This window comes from Limoniibacter endophyticus (assembly GCF_014652835.1).
In the GTDB taxonomy this organism is placed as follows: Bacteria; Pseudomonadota; Alphaproteobacteria; order Rhizobiales; family Rhizobiaceae; genus Limoniibacter; species Limoniibacter endophyticus.
The window spans coordinates 1-18476 of sequence record NZ_BMZO01000014.1 but is presented as its reverse complement, the minus strand read 5'-3'; the positions used below and the strand labels follow the sequence as shown (position 1 = coordinate 18476).

The 18476-nt window shown below is 57.6% G+C and carries 14 protein-coding genes and 3 pseudogenes; 7 read left to right on the top strand and 10 right to left on the bottom strand.

The genetic code is table 11. The annotated features are described in order from the left end of the window. The 4 genes from IE151_RS17360 to IE151_RS17345 all read left to right on the top strand — a co-directional run bounded on the left by IE151_RS17360 (position 1) and on the right by IE151_RS17345 (position 4166). Positions 1 to 1164, top strand: a complete 1164-nt coding sequence (locus IE151_RS17360; protein WP_189493012.1) for an acyl-CoA dehydrogenase family protein — start codon at positions 1 to 3, stop codon at positions 1162 to 1164. Between the two features lie 13 nt (positions 1165 to 1177). Beyond that, positions 1178 to 1576 carry a RidA family protein gene (locus IE151_RS17355; RefSeq protein WP_189493010.1) on the top strand — a complete coding sequence of 133 codons (399 nt, stop codon included), beginning with the start codon at positions 1178 to 1180 and terminating at the stop codon, positions 1574 to 1576. A 10-nt stretch (positions 1577 to 1586) separates the two neighbouring features. After that, positions 1587 to 3554 (top strand): 3-hydroxyacyl-CoA dehydrogenase NAD-binding domain-containing protein, encoded by a 1968-nt coding sequence (locus tag IE151_RS17350; RefSeq protein ID WP_244636865.1) that lies wholly within the window; start codon positions 1587 to 1589, stop codon positions 3552 to 3554. A gap of 201 nt (positions 3555 to 3755) precedes the next feature. Next, the gene (locus tag IE151_RS17345; RefSeq protein WP_189493006.1) at positions 3756 to 4166 is read left to right on the top strand and encodes an acyl-CoA thioesterase; all 411 of its coding nucleotides are present in this window, start codon (positions 3756 to 3758) and stop codon (positions 4164 to 4166) included. Positions 4167 to 4620: 454 nt separating this feature from the next. Here IE151_RS17345 and IE151_RS17340 read toward each other — a convergent pair whose 3' ends face one another. The 6 genes from IE151_RS17340 to cyoA form a co-directional block, all read right to left on the bottom strand. After that, complete coding sequence (locus tag IE151_RS17340; RefSeq protein WP_189493004.1) at positions 4621 to 5328, bottom strand: orotate phosphoribosyltransferase; 708 nt, start codon at positions 5326 to 5328, stop codon at positions 4621 to 4623. A 198-nt stretch (positions 5329 to 5526) separates the two neighbouring features. Then, positions 5527 to 6306, bottom strand: coding sequence for an SURF1 family protein (locus IE151_RS17335; protein WP_189493002.1), 780 nt, complete (start codon positions 6304 to 6306; stop codon positions 5527 to 5529). Positions 6307 to 6405: 99 nt separating this feature from the next. Next, a complete protein-coding gene (cyoD, locus tag IE151_RS17330) occupies positions 6406 to 6816 on the bottom strand; it encodes a cytochrome o ubiquinol oxidase subunit IV (RefSeq protein ID WP_189493000.1) in 411 nt (136 codons plus the stop codon). Continuing rightward, a complete protein-coding gene (gene cyoC / locus IE151_RS17325; protein ID WP_189492998.1) occupies positions 6816 to 7436 on the bottom strand; it encodes a cytochrome o ubiquinol oxidase subunit III in 621 nt (206 codons plus the stop codon). The genes cyoD and cyoC overlap by 1 nt, the downstream gene beginning before the upstream one ends. 4 nt (positions 7437 to 7440) lie before the next feature. Beyond that, the gene (cyoB, locus tag IE151_RS17320; RefSeq protein WP_189492996.1) at positions 7441 to 9447 is read right to left on the bottom strand and encodes a cytochrome o ubiquinol oxidase subunit I; all 2007 of its coding nucleotides are present in this window, start codon (positions 9445 to 9447) and stop codon (positions 7441 to 7443) included. 42 nt (positions 9448 to 9489) lie between these two features. Further along, the gene (gene cyoA / locus IE151_RS17315) at positions 9490 to 10686 is read right to left on the bottom strand and encodes a ubiquinol oxidase subunit II (protein WP_189492994.1); all 1197 of its coding nucleotides are present in this window, start codon (positions 10684 to 10686) and stop codon (positions 9490 to 9492) included. A gap of 434 nt (positions 10687 to 11120) precedes the next feature. On the opposite strand from cyoA, the gene IE151_RS17310 reads away from it, so the two are divergent. Together IE151_RS17310 and IE151_RS17305 are read left to right on the top strand one after the other, a co-directional pair. After that, positions 11121 to 12452, top strand: a complete 1332-nt coding sequence (locus IE151_RS17310; protein WP_189492992.1) for an MFS transporter — start codon at positions 11121 to 11123, stop codon at positions 12450 to 12452. Between the two features lie 265 nt (positions 12453 to 12717). Beyond that, positions 12718 to 13296 carry a transglycosylase SLT domain-containing protein gene (locus tag IE151_RS17305; RefSeq protein ID WP_189493032.1) on the top strand — a complete coding sequence of 193 codons (579 nt, stop codon included), beginning with the start codon at positions 12718 to 12720 and terminating at the stop codon, positions 13294 to 13296. Here the strand turns inward: IE151_RS17305 and rocF are convergent. The 3 genes and pseudogenes from rocF to IE151_RS17290 all read right to left on the bottom strand — a co-directional run. Beyond that, entirely contained in the window at positions 13293 to 14219 is a 927-nt protein-coding gene (gene rocF / locus IE151_RS17300; RefSeq protein ID WP_189492991.1) for an arginase, read from the bottom strand. The genes IE151_RS17305 and rocF overlap by 4 nt on opposite strands. Before the next feature lie 409 nt (positions 14220 to 14628). Further along, a complete protein-coding gene (locus IE151_RS17295; RefSeq protein ID WP_189492989.1) occupies positions 14629 to 15150 on the bottom strand; it encodes a DUF992 domain-containing protein in 522 nt (173 codons plus the stop codon). Positions 15151 to 15497: 347 nt separating this feature from the next. After that, a pseudogene (locus tag IE151_RS17290) lies at positions 15498 to 16306 on the bottom strand (IS3 family transposase); the annotation flags it as partial. A 59-nt stretch (positions 16307 to 16365) separates the two neighbouring features. Between IE151_RS17290 and IE151_RS17285 the strand changes: the two are divergent. Continuing rightward, positions 16366 to 17110, top strand: a pseudogene (locus tag IE151_RS17285) (IS3 family transposase); the annotation flags it as partial. 60 nt (positions 17111 to 17170) lie between these two features. Here IE151_RS17285 and IE151_RS17280 read toward each other — a convergent pair. Further along, a pseudogene (locus IE151_RS17280) lies at positions 17171 to 18269 on the bottom strand (IS3 family transposase). Positions 18270 to 18476: the final 207 nt, after the last annotated feature.

Sequence of the window (18476 nt, the reverse complement as noted above, 5' to 3'; positions counted from 1 at the left end):
ATGACAATCTCGCTTTCCAAAGACCATCTTGATTGGCCATTCTTCGAGGCCAAACACGCGGCTTTTCGCGAAAAGCTGGATGTTTTTGTCGCCTCCGGCGCTCTTTCCGGCATCGATCATCACGACACGGACAATGCTTGCCGCGCACTCGTCACGAAACTCGGTCAGGCAGGTCTGCTCGAAGCGGCTGTTTGCGATCCTGAAAAGGATGCCTCGGGCATTGATTCCCGCGCTGTCTGTCTGGCGCGCGAGACACTGGCTTTCCATGATGGCCTGGCCGACTTCGCGTTCGCCATGCAGGGGCTCGGTACTGGAGCCATCGCGCTTGGCGGTTCCTCTGCGCTGAAACGTACCGTTCTACCCAGGACTCGCTCCGGTGAATGGATCTCTGCCTTTGCGCTCTCGGAAAAAAAGGCAGGCTCGGACGTCGCGGCAATGGCCTGTGCCGCATACAAGGACGGCGACCATTATATCCTCGACGGCGAAAAGACCTGGATTTCCAATGGCGGCATTGCCGATGTTTATACAGTGTTCGCCCGCACCGGCGAAGCACCCGGCACGCGTGGGATTTCGGCCTTCGTCGTCTACGCAGATGATCCCGGCTTTTCGATTGCCGAACGCATCGATGTGATCGCGCCGCATCCGCTTGCCACCATACGCTTCGATAATTGCCGCATTCCAGCGGACCGCCTTCTTGGCAATCCTGCGGAAGGCTTCAAACTTGCCATGCGAACGCTCGACATCTTCCGCAGCTCGGTTGCAGCCGCATCGCTCGGCTTTGCCCGTCGAGCTTTGGCAGAGGCACTCGACCATAGCCGGGCGCGACCAATGTTCGGCAATAGGCTTGCCGATCTGCAGCTGACTCAGGCCGCACTTGGCGACATGGCAACCGATATCGATGCTTCCGCCCTTCTCACCTATCGTGCCGCCTGGCGACGCGACGTGCAGAAACTGCCCACGACGCGCGAAGCGGCCATGGCCAAGATGACGGCAACGGAGAAGGCGCAAGGCGTTATCGATCGTGCGGTGCAGATGTTCGGCGGTCGCGGGGTTCGCTCAGGAGAAATCGTCGAAAGACTTTATCGCGAGATCCGGGCCCTGCGCATCTATGAAGGCGCCACCGAGGTTCAGAAACTCATCATCGCGCGCGAATTACTTAAGTAACGGGAACGGGAATATGCATCATATTTTGCAGCCGGAAGGCTGGGCCAAGCCGATCGGATACGCAAACGGCGTAATGGCGGAGGGGCGCACCATCTTCGTTGGCGGACAGATCGGCTGGAATGCGCAATGCGAATTCGAGACGGATGATTTTGTCGAGCAAGTGCGTCAGACGTTGAAGAATGTCGTCGCCATTCTGGCTGAGGCCGATGCCGGACCACAGCATATCACCTCAATGACCTGGTATTTCACCGACAAGACGGAATATCTCAGCAATCTCAAAGGCCTCGGAGCAGCCTATCGCGAAGTGATCGGCAAACATTTTCCAGCCATGGCAGCCGTTCAAGTCGTCGCGTTGGTCGAGGACCGCGCCAAGATCGAAATCCAGGCAACCGCTGTTATTCCAAACGAATAGGATGGTAGACGTGACGACCTCCCTCACCTTCTCCGACACGGTCAGTGGCAAAGCTGAAGGCGATGTGCTCGTCGTCACGCTGAATAATCCGCCTGTCAACGCAGCCTCCGCCGAACTGCGTCAAGGGCTCTGGAGAGCGCTCGATCATGCGCGCTCCGACAATGCGGTTTCTGCTGTTGTCATAACAGGTGCGGGCAAGTCTTTCGTCGCCGGCGCGGATATAAAGGAATTCGGCAAACCACAGGTCGATCCCACCTTACCTGCCGTCGTGGAAAAGATCGAAGCGTCGGAAAAACCTGTCATCGCTGCCATCAACGGCGTGGCGCTTGGTGGCGGCTGCGAGATCGCCTTGGCGGCTCATGCCCGCATTGCGCATTCCAAGGCGAAGCTTGGTTTTCCCGAGGTCAAGCTCGGAATCGTGCCAGGCGCTGGCGGCACGCAGCGCCTACCGCGACTGGTCGGGTGTCTCGAAGCAGTCGAGATGATTGGGACCGGTAAGCCAGTCAACGCCGAGAAAGCTTTCGGCATCGGCCTGATCGGCGCGATCGCAAAGGGTGACCTTCTGTCTGATGCCTTGGCGCTTGCACAGTCGTTGAAGGGAAAGCCAGTTTTACGCACGTCCGAACGGATCGCTCCGAGAAGCGATCAGGCAACCGTTCAGAATACCATTGCCAAAATAACCTTGAAGGCCAAGGGACAGATGGCACCGGGTGAAGCAATGCGCCTCGCAGCCAGCGCTTCCACCCTGTCCTTCACGCAAGGACTCTCCGACGAACGGGAAACCTTTCTTCGCCTGCGCGATAGCGATCAGGCGAAGGCGCTACGCCACGTCTTCTTCGCGGAGCGTGACGCCGCGAAAGTCGACGGGCTGGAGCACGTGGAGCCGCTGCCACTGAACAAGATCGGCGTTTGCGGACTGGGGCTCATGGGCGCGGGCATTGCCACCGCTCTGCTCTCTGCCGGTTACGAGCTTATAGGTTACGAACGTGACGAGCCGGCAGCGGAAGCGGGCAAGGCCCGCATTCTCGACATCCTGGGAAAGAACCTTAAATCCGGCCGGATAGATCAGGCAGACTTCGAGCGCCAGGCTGCAAACCTTGCCACTACGGCCAAGCTCCGGGAGCTTGCGCCCTGCGACCTCGTCATCGAGGCCGTGTTCGACGACATGACCATCAAGACGGAACTGTTCCAGAAACTCGACCTCGTCATACGCTCCGATGCCATTCTGGCCACCAATACGAGCTATCTCGATCCGGACGCACTTGCCGCGGAAACCGCTCACCCCGAGCGTGTCATCGGGCTACATTTCTTTTCGCCCGCCAATATTATGCGGCTGGTCGAAGTCGTGCGTTGCGCACAGGCGACGCCGCAAGCGGTAGCTACCGGTTTTGCTCTGGCAAAGAAGCTCGGAAAATTGCCCATCGTCACCGGCGTTTGCGAAGGCTTTATCGGCAACTCGATCTTCTCTGCCTATCGTCGCGAAGCCGAGTTTCTTCTCGAAGACGGAGCGTTGCCGCAGGAGATTGACGCCGCGATGGAAGACTATGGCATGGCGATGGGACCGTTTGCCGTGTTCGACCTTGCAGGTCTGGAGATCGCGTGGGCGCGCCGCAAGCGCGAAGCTCCTACCCGCGACCCTGAAGCGCGTTATGTGGATATCGCCGATCGCCTTTGCGAAGCCGGTCGCCTCGGGCAGAAAAGCGGACGCGGCTGGTATTCCTACGAGGCAGGCAAACGCACCGTCGACTCAGCCGTGACGGAGATGATAGCGCAATCGCGCGCCGCGAAAGGGATAACGCCCCGCGCCATCGCATCGGAAGAAATCGTCAAGCGCCTGATCGGTGCCATGGCTGACGAAGGCAAAACACTTCTCGACAAGGCGATTGCCGCCCGCGCCAGCGACATCGATCTTGTCATGATCAACGGTTACGGCTTCCCCGCCTATCGTGGCGGCCCAATGTTTGCTGCTTCCCGCTAGCGGCATCTCACTTGAGATACATCGCTACAGCGTTCTTCGCCGAAGGAAAATCTTCGTTGGAGGACTATCTCGAAAACGAGCTATTTCATGCGAAATTTCTTTGATCGTCCGGCATGAAATATTGGTCGAGAGCCTTGGTCCATGTAAGACTGCTCTTATGCTGCGGGAGGACGGCGACAAACAAAGCTTACGGAGACGATCATGAGCAATGCCTCTTCCCCCGCAATCGAAGCCGAAACGGAAGAACCAACGGGCGAATTGACGCTGCGTACGCTCGCCATGCCGGCTGACGCCAATCCTGCGGGCGACATTTTCGGTGGCTGGGTCATGGCCCAAATGGACGCGGCGGCTGGCATCCGCGGCAGTGAACGCGCGCAGGGACGCGTCGTAACGGCCGCAGTTAACGAGATGAGCTTCCGCAAACCCGTGAAGATTGGCGATACGCTTTGCATCTACACGACCATCTCCCGTATCGGGCGCACCTCAATCAGCCTTTATGTCGAGGCATGGGCCCGCCGTCAGTTCACCAACAAGCGTGACAAGGTTACGGACGCCACTTTCGTGATGGTCAAGCTAGACGCCGAGAACAAGCCCTCGCCTATCGACGGTTAATGCTGGTATCAGACTGGCACGGCGTGGATAAAATCCGCGCTTTCAAATATTTTTCTTAAGCAAAAACAGGTTCTTGAGAAAAAACTGAGCAGATGACGCCGCTCAACTTTCCACACCCACTCAAAGCGGACCGAAAATGCGATCACGCGTCGAGGGGCTTTGGTGTGCACCCGTGGCATCGGAGACGCGAGGGCAGCGGTCTGGCGGCGTTCCGTCAGGCGGTGGCGCGGGGCGTGACAAACCCCGCCACGTCCGAGCGCATGTGGAAGCATATGCATTTTATGAGACGACGGGCCACATGCGCTCTTCCCCTCATGAGAATGCGGCAGTCCGGGGGAAGTAAAAACCGGCTTCCCCGAAGCTGACGATTTTCCTGCCATCAGCCGCACGGCGCGAGCCGTGGCGGGATCTTGGGCTGCCTGAAAAACAGACCCGCCAATGGCGGGTCCGCGAATCAGTTCTTCGTACCGAATTCCGAGATTCCGCCATTTCTGGCCGACCACTCCGAGGGAGCGTTGAGGAAACTTTCGACTTCCGCCAGCACCGCCGGTTCGAAATGACCGCTTTCCTTGGCCACCTGCAGCACATGGCGCCAGGTGGTGAGGTAGTGTAGCTCGACGCCCATATCGTCAAACATCTTCTGGCTGTGCGGAAAAATATCGTAATAGAAAAATACAAAGCAATGTTTCACTTCGGCGCCGGCGTCGCGCAGTGCCTTGACGAAGGTGATCTTCGACCCGCCATCTGTCGCAAGATCCTCGACCAGAAGCGTCTTCTGACCGTCTTCAACCAGACCTTCGATCTGCGCATTTCGGCCAAACCCCTTCGGCTTCTTGCGCACATATTGCATCGGTAGCATCATGCGGTCAGCGATCCATGCCGCGAACGGAATACCCGCCGTCTCGCCACCCGCTACCGTGTTGATCTGCTCGTAGCCGATTTCGGTCATGATGGTTTGCGCAGCGAAATCATTGAGGACTGACCGCAGCCGCGGATAGGAAATGATCTTGCGCGTGTCGGTATATACCGGGCTGGCCCAACCCGATGTGAAGATGAAGGGCTTGTTGTCCTTGTAGAAGTGGACCGCACCTATCTCCAGAAACATCTTGGCGGCTTCGTAGGCGATGGCTTCCTTATCCGCGGGGCGGGCAAAACTCGGCATGGCTGTCTCTCCGTCGACGACCGGTCAGGGCCGTCCGTGTCAAACTTGCGTTTGCGCACAACCATCGTCTGGCCGCATGACCAGAGCCGCATCGGTTTCATCAGTTCCGCAAACGGCTTCTTTTGGTAGTAAATGACCGGAAAAGCAACCGTCCAACTGCCAATTAGGCTGAATTTCTTACCGGCATGATGGATGGCCTCAGCGCTGATCTGGCTCAAGCTCGTTTCCACGACGCTCCGCGCGCACGACCCAGATCATTGCGCCGGCAAGCATAGCAGCCAGACTGAACCATGTGATGGCGTAGACGAGGTGGTGATTGCGGAAAGCGATGACGGTCATTCCGCCTATGGGATATCCGCCAGGATTTACCGTTGCGTCTGCGTCCACGAAATAAGGCGCGACATGTTCCAGCCCACGTGCCGACGCAATCGCCGCAATGTCGCGGGAAAACCACCGATCGTTCTGCGGGTCATTTTCACGCAGGAAACCTCCGCCAGGTTCAGTGAGGCGCAGCAATCCCCCGATCGTTACCTCTCCTTGCACCTGTCCTTCCATCCGCGCTGATGGATCGCGCAACTCTTCCGGCACAAAGCCGCGATTAATCAAGACTGTCGTACCGTCATTACGAGCAAGTGGCGTCACGACCCAAAAACCTGAACCGCGCTCGGTCGCGGCCTGCACAAGCGCTTCCTCGTCATGTTCGAAAGTCCCGGTGAGCTCGACGTGCAAATATTCATGCGCATCACGAGATATTTGCGGCCAATCGACAGGACGCGGCGCCGGCGCGGCGACCGCATGAACCCTTGTTTCGGTGCGCTCGATCAGCTCGAGCTTCCAGAACAGGCGTTGCACCTGCCAGATGCCAAGCGCCATCAGGACGACGAACGTAAAGAGCGTAAAAGCGCCCAGGACAATGCGCATGGCTTTCGAACGCTTGCGGGAGGGCTTCTCTTCTGTTCCAGGAGTGACATTAACCATGAATTGTGGCTCCTTCGTTGAGCGCCGATATGGCTTCCAAGAGAAAGGGGCAGACGATGTCCTCGCCTGCCCCCCGCTTCATTCGTTGACACATTGGCCTTATGGCACGTTGCGCATCATTTCCGGCGACATGGTCATCATGTTTGTATTCAGGTGATGCATGACCCAGAGCGAACCGGTCAACGCAATCATCGTCACGACGATGGTGAAGATCAGCGCCATCATGGTCCAGCCGCCTTCCGACTTCGTGTTCATGTGCAGGAAGTAGACCATGTGAACCACGATCTGCACGAGGCCGAAGATCATGATGAGAGCAACGGTAGCAACCTTGCTTTCCAGAACATCACCCATCACCAGCCAGAACGGGATGGCGGTAAGGATGACCGAAAGCACGAAGCCGATCATGTAGCTCTTGAAGGTGCCGTGGGACGCTTCATGTCCATGGCTATGACCGTGATGCACGTCCGACGCCGAATGCGTGTCATGCGAGTGCGGGGCGTTGGCGCTCATCAGAGAACTCCCATCAGGTAGACGAAGGAAAACACGCCGATCCAGATCACGTCGAGGAAGTGCCAGAACATGGAAAGACACATCAGCCGACGCCGATTTTCTTCGATCAGGCCCATCTTCTTGACTTGGATCATCAACGTAACGAGCCAGATAATACCGAAGGTGACGTGCAGACCATGCGTACCTACCAGCGTAAAGAACGCCGAGAGGAACGCTGAGCGCTGCGGCGTCGCGCCTTCATGAATCAGGTGAGAGAACTCGTAGAGCTCAATACCGAGAAAAGCCAGGCCGAACAGGCCGGTAATGCCCAGCCACATGATCGTGCCGGCCTTGTCGTTCTTTTCCATCCGCAACATGGCGAAGCCATAAGTGATGGACGAGAACAGAAGCATCGCCGTGTTGAGTGCGATCAGCCGCAAATCGAAGAGATCTGCCGGAGCCGGGCCGGCCGCATAGGAGCGACCGAGCACAGCATAGACGGCAAACAGCGTGGCAAAGATGAGCGCATCGCTCATCATGTAAAGCCAGAAGCCTATCGACGTGCTGCTTTCCGGATGATGGTCTTCTTCCAGATAGAAGGCGACCTTTTCGTCAGACACAGGTGTTGGTGCGTTCGACATGGTTTCAGGCCTGTTCTGCCAGCACTTTCGTGCGGGCTTCTTCGGTCGCGACGACTTCTTCCACGGGGATGTAGTAGTCGCGCTTGTAGTTGAAGGTATGGATGATCGCGCCAACGATGATCGCCGCGAAGGAGGCGATGGCAAGCCACCAGATGTACCAGACCATGGCGAAGCCGAACACGACGGACAGACCACTCAGGATGATACCCGCGCCCGTGTTCTTCGGCATGTGGATGGCGCGGTAGCCCTTCAACGGACGCTGATAGCCGCGGCGCTTCATGTCATACCACGCGTCATGATCATAGGCGATCGGCGTGAAGGCAAAATTATAGGCTGGCGGAGGCGATGACGTTGACCATTCCAGCGTACGACCTCCCCATGGATCACCCGTCAAGTCACGCAGCTGTTCGCGCTTGAAGAAGCTGACGATGAGCGTGATGAAGAAGGAGGCAATGCCAAGTGCGATCAGGAGCGCACCGAAGGCGGCGACGATGAACCAGATCTGCAACGAGTCGTCCGTGAATTGGCTCATGCGGCGGGTAACGCCCATCAGACCAAGTACGTAAAGCGGCATGAAGGCGAAGTAGAAGCCGATCAACCAGAACCAGAAGCTCACCTTGCCCCAGAACGGATCCAGCTTGTACCCGAACGCTTTCGGGAACCAGTAGGTGACACCGGCAAGAAGGCCGAACAGCACGCCGCCAATGATCACGTTGTGGAAGTGGGCGATCAGGAACAGCGAGTTGTGCAGCACGAAGTCTGCCGGAGGAACAGCGAGCAGAACGCCCGTCATGCCGCCAATGACGAAGGTGACCATGAAGCCTACCGTCCAGAGCATCGGAACATCGAACCGGATTCGCCCGCGATACATCGTGAACAGCCAGTTGAAGATCTTCGCGCCCGTCGGAATCGAGATGATCATGGTGGTGATACCGAAGAAGGCATTCACCGACGCGCCTGCACCCATGGTGAAGAAGTGATGCAGCCAGACGAGATAGGACAGGATCGTGATCACGACCGTTGCGTAGACCATCGAGGCATAGCCGAAGAGACGCTTGCCGGAGAAGGTCGCGACGACTTCCGAGAAGATACCGAAGGCCGGCAGAATGAGAATGTAAACTTCCGGATGACCCCAGATCCAGATGAGGTTGACATACATCATCGGATTTCCACCAAGGTCATTGGTGAAGAAGTTGGTGCCGACATAGCGGTCAAGCGAGAGCAGTACCAGCGTTGCCGTCAGGATCGGGAAGGAAGCGACAATCAGAATGTTCGAGCAGAGCGAAGTCCAGGTGAAGACGGGCATCTTCATCATTGTCATACCAGGAGCGCGCATCTTGAGAATGGTCGCGATCAGGTTAATGCCGGATAATGTTGTACCGACACCCGCAACCTGTAGGCCCCATATATAATAATCGACGCCGACGCCCGGGCTGTAATCCGCTCCTGACAGTGGCGGATAGGCCAACCATCCTGTACGCGCATATTCGCCTACGAAGAGCGAAATCATCGTGAGGATCGCGCCGCCCGCCGTCATCCAGAACGAGAAATTGTTCAGGAAGGGGAAGGAGACGTCCCGTGCGCCGATTTGCAAGGGCACGATATAGTTCATGAAACCAGTGATGAAAGGCATCGCCACGAAGAAGATCATGATCACGCCATGGGCGGTGAAGATCTGGTCGTAATGATGCGGCGGCAGGTAGCCTTCATGGCCACCAAACGCCATTGCTTGCTGGAGACGCATCATGACGGCGTCGGCAAAACCGCGCACCAGCATGATGAGTGCCAGGATGATGTACATGATGCCGATCTTCTTGTGGTCGATCGTCGTTAACCACTCGCGCCATAGGTAGCCCCATAGCTTGAAATAGGTCAGGCCGCCTAGAACGGCGAGTCCTCCCAGGACGACTGCGACGAAGGTGGCAGCCAAGATCGGATCGTGCAGGAAAGGCAGTGCGTCTAACGACAGCCGCCCGAATATGAAATGGGTTATCTCAGTGTTGGAAACCATGGCTAGGCCTTTTCCACTCTCTCTAAGACGACAGCGCGTCTGTTAATTGTTGAGCTGCGTCGGCGCAGTGGTGCCATCGCTCTCGTCTTCCGGAGCCTGCCCTTGCGGCGCACTCTCGCTCGGAGCCGGCTCGGCTCCCTGCTCAGGCTCGTGCTGCTCCTGCGGCGCGCCCCCCGTGTCTGGCTGCTGGCCTTCATGGCCTTGAGGAGCTTCCTGGCTACGTGCTGGTTCGCCGGTTGCCGGGAAGGTTGCGCCGGGGGCGGCTTCGCCGGCACGGTCACGGTTGTCGTAGCGGAGACGTTCGAGGTTCTCGTGGCTTTCCACCCCTGCGCCACCCATCAGATCGATATGCATCATTTCATTGGCGCACATCATATTGGCGTCGACGCAGAGATTGAGAATCGCCTCGTACAGACCGTTCTCGTAAGAAGCGTAGTAGCGGACAGGTTCACGCTCGCTCGGCTTCTCCAGCTCCACATAATCCGGGCGACGCAACGCACCGCCTTCGGACTTTACCTTGGCGACCCACTGGTTGAAGCCGTCTTCGCTCACACCGTGGAACTTGAAGCGCATGTGCGAGAAGCCGTCGCCGCTGAAGTTTGCGGAGAAGCCGTCATACACGCCCTCCTCGTTGATAACAGCATGAAGACGGGTCTGCATCCCTGGCATGGCGTAGATCTGGCCTGCCAATGCCGGAACGTAGAAGGAGTTCATGACCGACGAAGAGGTCAGCTTAAAATTGATCGGACGATCGACCGGCGCCGCCAGTTCGTTGACCGTCGCAACGCCGTACTGCGGATAGAAGAAGAGCCACTTCCAGTCGAGAGCGACAACCTCGACTTCCAGTGGCGTAACCCCTTCCGGAATGACTCGTTCTGCATCGAGGCGTTCAAGCGGACGATAAGGGTCCAGCTTGTGCGTGCTGACCCAGGTGATGGCACCCAGCGCGATGATGATGGCTAGCGGCGCTGCCCAGATCATCACCTCGAGGCGTGTCGAGTGATGCCATTCAGGATCGTAGCGTGCTTCCGTATTGGACGCACGATACTTCCACGCGAAAAACAGTGTAGCGATGATGACCGGCACGATAATCAGCAGCATCAGCAGCGTCGACGTGATGATCAGGTCGCGCTGTTGATTAGCGATATCGCCGGACGGAGCCATGACTACCCAGTTGCACCCCGAAAGGAGAAACAGGAACGGCATGGCGAAAATCGATCGGAGGATGAATCTCGGCATGATGGGCCTTCTTTTGCTATGCCGCTGGCCTAATAGACACGGCGCGTAAATGGCAGAGGGCGGTTTGTCGCATTTGGCATTTTTTTCGCATTAACGTGGCGTTCGCCGTTCGCATCGCTCTCTTTAGAAACGTTGCGCATGAAGGGAGGCTCGAAGCATCCGTCAGACCGGAACCTGATTCCAGCACGCACATTTTCGACGCGCTTATGAACAAAGGTTCACTCGCTCGTCAACCTCCGCAAATGAACCAATTTTCTAGACTGGCATTTCTACCTTACGAATTGCAATTCTACCACATTCTGCAATGATCGCGATGTGGAGGAATGTTGGAACCAAACCGTGAATTTCCGGCAAGGTTTCTTCGATTGGAGTTGCGTGCTCTTCTTTGAGCTGACACTGCGCTCAAAGAAGTCGCGCCGAGGGGAGACTGCGGCATGAGCAGCATCAATGCATTGCATTCATCATCAACTGTTCTCGAACAGGATGCGCGTCATATTCATGACGACCGTGCGGTATCGGCAGGCAATATTGCCATTGGCGTCATCATCGGCAGAACATCGGAATTCTTTGACTTCTTTGTCTATGCCATCGCGTCCGTTCTGGTTTTCCCGGGGGTGTTCTTCCCCATGGTGGATTCGCTGACCGGCACCATGTATTCCTTCAGCATTTTCGCGTTGGCATTCATTGCTCGCCCTATTGGTTCCTTCGTATTCATGGCTATCGACCGGCGGCATGGACGGGGGACGAAGTTGACGGTGGCACTTTTCCTCCTCGGCGGCTCCACCGCCGCGATCAGCTTCCTGCCCAGCTATGCCTCGCTGGGTATCTGGGCGATCATCTTCCTCGCGACGTTCCGCTTCCTGCAAGGTTTCGCGCTTGGCGGCGCCTGGGATGGCCTGGCGTCGCTTCTCGCTCTCAACGCACCTGAAAATCAGCGCGGCTGGTACGCAATGGTTCCCCAGCTGGGCGCTCCGCTCGGTTTCGCCATCGCCGCCGCCCTTTTTGCCTACTTCGTTTCCAGTCTTTCCACGCAGGAGTTCCTCGATTGGGGCTGGCGCTATCCGTTCTTCGTCGCCTTCGCCATCAACGTCGTGGCATTGTTCGCGCGTTTGCGCCTCGTCATGACAAAGGAATTCGGAACGCTGCTGGAGCGTCACGAACTTGGCGCGGTCAGGACCAGCGAACTTCTTCGCTTCCATGGGCGCGACATTCTTCTGGGTGCCTTCGTGCCGCTGGCGAGCTTCGCGCTTTTCCATCTCGTAACGGTCTTTCCGCTCGGGTGGATAAACCTGTTTGCAGATGAAAGCCCCGCAACCTTTCTGTCAGTGCAGATCATCGGTGCCGCTGTCTGCGTCCTGGCCATCATCGCCTCTGGCGCGCTTGCGGACCGCATCGGTCGTCGCAGCCAGCTCGGCATCGGCGCTGCGCTGATCGCACTCTTCGCCATTGGTGGCCCCCTGGTCTTCAACACCGGTTCCGCAAGCGGTGCCTATGCCTTCGTCATTGTGGGTTTCGGCCTGCTCGGGCTGTCCTTCGGTCAGGCCGCGGGGGCAGTTGCCGCTCGCTTCGGTCAGACTTACCGCTACTCCGGCTCGGCTTTGACGTCGGATCTGGCCTGGCTCATCGGCGCAGGTTTCGCGCCGTTGGTAGCGCTTACGCTCGCGAGCACCTTTGGCCTCTGGGCCATTGGGCTATATCTTCTTTCGGGCGCTATCTGTACCCTTCTGGCGCTTGCGGTAAACCGGCATCTGGAGACCCAGGACTAATCAATAATCAGAAAAAGGGCTCGGGAAGCGAAACCGGGCCCTACGGTTTTAGCGGTTCACGGCATATGTGAACGGCTAAAAAGGCCGCTGTTAACCAAGACAGCCCGCCACAGATATTTTTCCAAATTTCAGTTAAGTCTTATCTTTCATGAAGTTGACCCAGCGCTCCCTCATGATCTGCCTCACTATGGTTAACAGGCCCTGCAATATCTGATTAACACTTCACCGGTAGGCCTCTTTGGAAAGAGAGGTCCGATACATGCGCCTGCGCGCCCTTCTTGCCGTTTTGCTCCTGAGCCTTCTTGCCGGCTGCGCCACCGCGCCGACACAGATCAACAATAGCTGTGCGATCTTTGCCCAGCGTGACGGCTGGATCAACAATTGGCGTCGGGCCGCAGAACGCGCGGAACGCGAATTCGGCATTTCCGTCCCGATTCTGATGGCTACGATCTACACCGAATCCAGCTTCCGCCCTTACGCGCGGCCACCTCGGACGAAACTGCTCGGTTTCATCCCTTGGAAACGCCAATCTTCCGCCTATGGCTATTCGCAGGCACTTGACGGAACATGGTCGGAATACCAGCGCAGCACCGGTCGCTTCGGCGCACGCCGGACGAACTTCGCCGATGCAATCCACTTCATCGGCTGGTATCACAATAAAAGCTCGCGCGTGAACGGGATTGCGCGCAATGATGCTTATAATCTCTATCTGGCCTATTATGCGGGACAAGCGGGTTATGCCCGCGGCGCCCATCGCAATAATCCCACGGTGCAGCGCGCCGCGAAACGTGCCACGACGATCTCGCAGCGCTATGCGCAGCAGATGGCCGCAGGCTGTCGCTAGCCCGTAAAACTGATTGTCGGCCGGTCCATAACCTGCCGCCCCAACAGGCTGGCCGCAAGATCGACCATGAGATGCGCCGTCTTGCCGCGCTCGTCGAGAAATGGATTGAGCTCAACGAGATCGAGACTATGGACGCGTCCGCTGTCGCTGAGCATTTCCATCACAAGGTGTGCTTCCCGAAACGTAGTACCGCCCGGAACTGTCGTACCGACGGCTGGTGCGATCGACGGCTCCAGGAAATCAACGTCAAGACTGACATGCAACATTCCGTCTTCGGCCTCCACGCGGGCAAGGAACGTCCGCAGCAGCGCAGCGACACCATGCTCGTCAATCGCGCGCATGTCATGAATGGTAGCCCCGCTTCCGGAAAGCGCCTTACGCTCCGCCGGGTCGACGCTGCGGATACCGAAAAAGCAGATATGGCGCAATGGAACGGGGGCGGACAGCGCGGGATAGTAGCCTTCGAAGCCCGGCTGTCCGGTGTAATAGGCAACGGGCGTGCCGTGAAGATTGCCGCTTTGTGTCGTATCGAGTGTGTGGAAATCGGTGTGGGCGTCTAGCCAGAGTACAAAGAGCTTGCGCCCCTGCTCTTGCGCGCGCCGTGAAACACCTGCGACGGTTCCAGCCGAAAGCGCATGGTCTCCGCCCATGAAGATAGGAAGACCTTCCCCGCTCTCACGGTAAGCAACCTCTTCTATCGCCTGAATCCAAGCCGCTATTTCCGGCAATTTTTTCAAGGCTGCGTTTGGATGCGTCAGCCTCGGTGCTGCTACCGGGTTGATATTGCCCAGATCCGAGACCTTATGTCCAAGCTCACGCAGTGCCTCACCTATTCCAGCTGTACGATAGGCGCTCGGCCCCATTTCGCATCCGAGCCTCCCCGCCCCATCCTGCAGCGGTATTCCGATCAGCTTGCAATGCATCCGCTTCGACCTCCCTGGCGACGACTTTCGTCGGTGATGCCATTGCGCGCCCCAGGACGCAAGCGCTCTGGATCTCCCAGTTTCCTGTAGATCGTCCCTTCCAACGGCGTGGGAGACGAACGTCAGGGAGGGCATTCGAACAGTCAGCGCAGTTCGTATATCGTAGCGGTGAGGAGCGCAGCGGATGCTCGATTTGAGCGCTTACAAAGTAACGGGGCAAGACCAGCCTGGACCGACCTATCGACGAGATGATCCAATCCGGCGGCTCATTATGGCCAATCCGGAAGCGAAACGTCTAAACGGTTCGCAAGCTGCTCATGAGGGCTGGCGCCAAGCCACGAGTTCCCCTTGGCTTAAAAGCAACAAAGCCGCCTCGGAAGGCGGCTTTGTCATTTGTTTTCTTTGGCGTTTAATTGACCGCGGCCAGTGTCATGGATGTGCCGGTTGCGGCGATATTGAGGCCAACCTGTCCGCTGACGCTGATCGTCTGGAGATGGATCGATCCCGCCGTACCGCCAATCAGCACATTTGCGCCCACACCTACGCCAACAGTCGCTTCTGCCGTCGCACCTTGGTAGATCCCGCTAAGCGATCCCGTATGATAGCCCGCAGTCGGCGCAAAAACGGCCCACACAATGCGGCTTTCCGTGGTAAAACCAAGATCAACGCCCATCTTGCGGATCGCGCCTGCATAGACTTCCGTGCGTTTGGAACCGACGGTCGACTGGAACGTGCACTCAACCTCCTTGGCGGAGCCAAGGACGTAGCCTACACCGCCGCCGACACGGCAGTCGAGATAGCCGATGCGAACGCCGTTCCGCTCATCTGCTGGAACGCGTTCGACGGCGACATAATCGGCAGCTTGAACAGCATGTGTGCCCGCCATGAGCGGCATCGAGGTCGCGAGAGCGGCCAGAATCGTCTTTTTCATCTAAAGTCTCCTTTTCGATCCCGTTACCGGCGGTGGCATGTCGAAAATGCAAACCAGTAACAACCGCCTGTTAACGATTGGCGAGAAGGAACGATCCGTCGTGGCTTTATTGCGGCGTCGCAACATCTTTTTTACCGGGGCGATAAAAGCGTTGTTCAAAGGTGGGAGTTCTTGCTGATAAGATCATATTCTGGCAGGTGGCATCCGCAAATACAGCCTGTCGATCAGGAACGCGCGCATGTCTTTTGCTGTCGCTCCATGTCACACTCAGAAGGTAGCGATTATCAGTGCCGTGTTAGGCCAGGCTTTTGCATGTGGAGTGCCCCCCCTTTCGCCGGACAGATCAGCTATTGAGACAATGCTTTGATGAACTCCCTTGGTGAGGCCATTTTCAGCGCTGAGTGTGGATGGATTTCATTATCGTCTTCGATCCATCCGTCGATCTTCCGGAGAGCTGTATCGGCGTCCGGAATGGGTGAGATGCGTATATAGTCGCGCTTGAGGGTTTTGACGAAGGCTTCAGACATGCCGTTCGACTGTGGGCTAGCAACCGGTGTGAAGCATGGGATCAGCTTGAGGGCTTGAGCAAACAGCCTGGTCTCCCTCGCGGTGTATGCACTGCCGTTATCAGATAGATGTTCTATTGCATGCGGGGCGCTGGTTGCGCCGAAGCGCTTTTCGACGGCCTCCAACATCATGTCTCGAATGTCGGAGCCGGATATCCCGGCATTGGCCACGGCTGACCATGAGTTAATTTCCCGGTCCAACGCATCGATGATGAACGCGAGACGGACCACCTCGCCATTCCAGCAGGTGAACTCAAGGCCGTCCGAGCACCAGCGGAGGTTAGACCGCATCACCATGACCTTGCCGTCGTGGACACGGCCTATTCGCACCGCCGTGTGTTTCTCAAGGGTCATAGCGTGATTGGCCATGATGCGATGAACGCGCTTGCGGTTGACGACGGGCAGATCGGCGGCTCGCTGTAGGTCGGCCGAGCATCCACAAGTCTGCGAATGGCAGGCAGCAGCTCGGCATCGTCCGCTTTGAGACACGGCCCACGCGGCTTGGACTTGCCTTTAAGACGCTCGAGGAGATTGGAACGCGATACGCCCAGGACATCTGCCGCCGTCTTCATTGGGAACCGTCCTTCGGCCCGCTGCGGGTTTCATGGACGCTGAGTTAAGGTGTTTCCAATGGAACTGGAGCGCATGAATGCAACGAAGGAAGTTCAGCCGCGAGTACAAGCTTGAGGCGGTGAAGTTGGTGCGAGAGCGGGGCGTCAGTGTTGCGCAGGCAGCCCGCGATTTGGATGTTCACGAGAACGTCCTGGGTAAATGGGTCAGGGAATATGGCTCCGACCCTGTGCAGGCTTTCCCGGCCACGGACAGATGAAGCCTGAGCAGCTTGAGATCGAGAGGCTGCGCAAGGAAGTTGCAAAGCTGAAGGCGGAGCGTGATATCTTAAAAAAGGCCGCCGCCTACTTTGCGAAAGACGTGATATGAAGTTCGCGTTAGTTGCAAAGCACCGTTCGATCTGGCCGGTGGCATGGCTCTGCTAAGCGCTGGGGGTCTCTCGTTCTGGCTTCTATGCCTGGCTCAACCGTTCTCCGAGCCGACATGCCAGGCAAGATGAGGTTCTGCTCGACAAGATCAAGGACAGCTTCCAAGACAGTGACCGTACCTATGGTGCCCGGCGTGTCTGGCACGACCTTCTCGCCGAAGGCTTCTTCTGCGGCCTGCATCGCATCGAACGCTTGATGCGCGAAAATGCTCTGAGGGCCAGGCCGAGGCGACGCGGGCTGCCGAATGATGACAGTGAGCGCCCGGTGATCATGCCGAACGTGCTGGACCGGCAGTTCGAAGCGGATCGGCCGAACCAAAAGTGGGTGGCCGATTTTACCTACCTATGGACGGCTGAAGGCTGGCTCTATGTGGCTGCCGTCATCGACCTGTTCTCTCTTGACCGAGCCCCATCGTCCCTCCAGTTTTCAGGAGAGTCTTGGGTTTTCAATCTGGCCTCATGCGGGCTGTTTTTCCATAGCCATTTTCGTGGCGAATTCACTGGGTGTGACGTTGCCCAATGAAGAGTGCGGTCTGTTCCTGTTGTAATCCTCCTTCCATGCGGTGATGGCGGCGCGGGCTGGAGCGAGTGACGAGAACAGGGTTTCGTTGAGACACTCGTCGCGGAAGCTGCCATTGAAGCTTTCGACGAAGCCGTTTTGCATAGGCTTGCCGGGGGCGATGTAGTGCCATTCGACCTTTGTCTCCTGGCACCATTTGATAATGGCCATGCTGGTCATTTCCGTGCCGTTTTCAGAGACAATCGTCTTCGGCTTCCCCGTCCGGCAATGAGGCTGTCCAGTTCGCGGGAGAGCCGTCCGCCGGATAGGGATGTGTCGGCGACCAGGCATAGGCATTCGCGGGTGAAGTCATCGACGACGGCCAGCACCCGCAAGCGGCGGCCGTCCGTGAAGGCGTCACTGACGAAGTCCAGGCTCCAGCGCTCGTCGCGACGCGACGGCAGAGCCAGCGGACGCCTCGTTCCCAAAGCGCGCTTTCGGCCGCCGCGCTTGCGCACCGTCAGCTTCTCCTCACGATAGAGACGCCGGAGCTTCTTCAGGTTCATGACGATCCCCTGCCGGTCCAGCATGACGTGGATGCGGCGATAGCCGAAGCGACGGCGTTCGGACGCCACCTTCTTCATCGCATCACGAATGGACGCATCGTCAGGCCGCACGCTGCGATATCTTATGCTTGACCGATCAAACGATAGAACTTCACACGCCCGACGCTGGCTCACCCCATGCTGCGCACAGATGTGGACCACCGCATCCCGCTTCACATCGGGCGTCACCATTTTTTTGACGCGACATCCTTCAGGATCGCATTGTCCAGCATGGCCTCGGCCAAGAGCTTCTTCAGCTTGGCGTTCTCGTCCTCAAGGGCCTTCAGCTTGCGCGCATCGGACACGTCCATGCCGCCATACTTCGCTTTGTATTTGTAGAAGGTTGCATCCGAGATGGCGTGCTTGCAGCAGACGTCCGCCGTCTTCGCGCCCGCCTCCTGCTCCTTCAATATCCCGATGATCTGTTCTTCCGTGAACCGTGAACGCTTCATGCCGTCCGTCTCATGGTTGTGACGGACTCTACCAAAATTTGGAGGAAGTTCAGGGGCTCAGGTCAGAAGCCGCTCCGGCCTTCGGCCAGTGGGGTAGGGCGCTATTCGGCCGAGACTAATCGCCAAGAGGCGCACAATTCTGCTCGCGGTGGCGCACTAGGAGCGCACGGCTTCCCCACGACAAAAGCCCCGGCGCTGTTGCGTCCG

Excerpts from the sequence above, each read along its gene's own strand:
- IE151_RS17360 (WP_189493012.1), top strand. The coding sequence starts at position 1 with ATGACAATCTCGCTTTCCAAAGACCATCTTGATTGGCCATTCTTCGAG.
- IE151_RS17355 (WP_189493010.1), top strand. The coding sequence starts at position 1,178 with ATGCATCATATTTTGCAGCCGGAAGGCTGGGCCAAGCCGATCGGATAC.
- IE151_RS17345 (WP_189493006.1), top strand. The coding sequence starts at position 3,756 with ATGAGCAATGCCTCTTCCCCCGCAATCGAAGCCGAAACGGAAGAACCA.
- IE151_RS17340 (WP_189493004.1), bottom strand. The coding sequence starts at position 5,328 with ATGCCGAGTTTTGCCCGCCCCGCGGATAAGGAAGCCATCGCCTACGAA.
- IE151_RS17335 (WP_189493002.1), bottom strand. The coding sequence starts at position 6,306 with ATGGTTAATGTCACTCCTGGAACAGAAGAGAAGCCCTCCCGCAAGCGT.
- cyoD (WP_189493000.1), bottom strand. The coding sequence starts at position 6,816 with ATGAGCGCCAACGCCCCGCACTCGCATGACACGCATTCGGCGTCGGAC.
- cyoC (WP_189492998.1), bottom strand. The coding sequence starts at position 7,436 with ATGTCGAACGCACCAACACCTGTGTCTGACGAAAAGGTCGCCTTCTAT.
- cyoB (WP_189492996.1), bottom strand. The coding sequence starts at position 9,447 with ATGGTTTCCAACACTGAGATAACCCATTTCATATTCGGGCGGCTGTCG.
- cyoA (WP_189492994.1), bottom strand. The coding sequence starts at position 10,686 with ATGCCGAGATTCATCCTCCGATCGATTTTCGCCATGCCGTTCCTGTTT.
- IE151_RS17310 (WP_189492992.1), top strand. The coding sequence starts at position 11,121 with ATGAGCAGCATCAATGCATTGCATTCATCATCAACTGTTCTCGAACAG.
- rocF (WP_189492991.1), bottom strand. The coding sequence starts at position 14,219 with ATGCATTGCAAGCTGATCGGAATACCGCTGCAGGATGGGGCGGGGAGG.
- IE151_RS17295 (WP_189492989.1), bottom strand. The coding sequence starts at position 15,150 with ATGAAAAAGACGATTCTGGCCGCTCTCGCGACCTCGATGCCGCTCATG.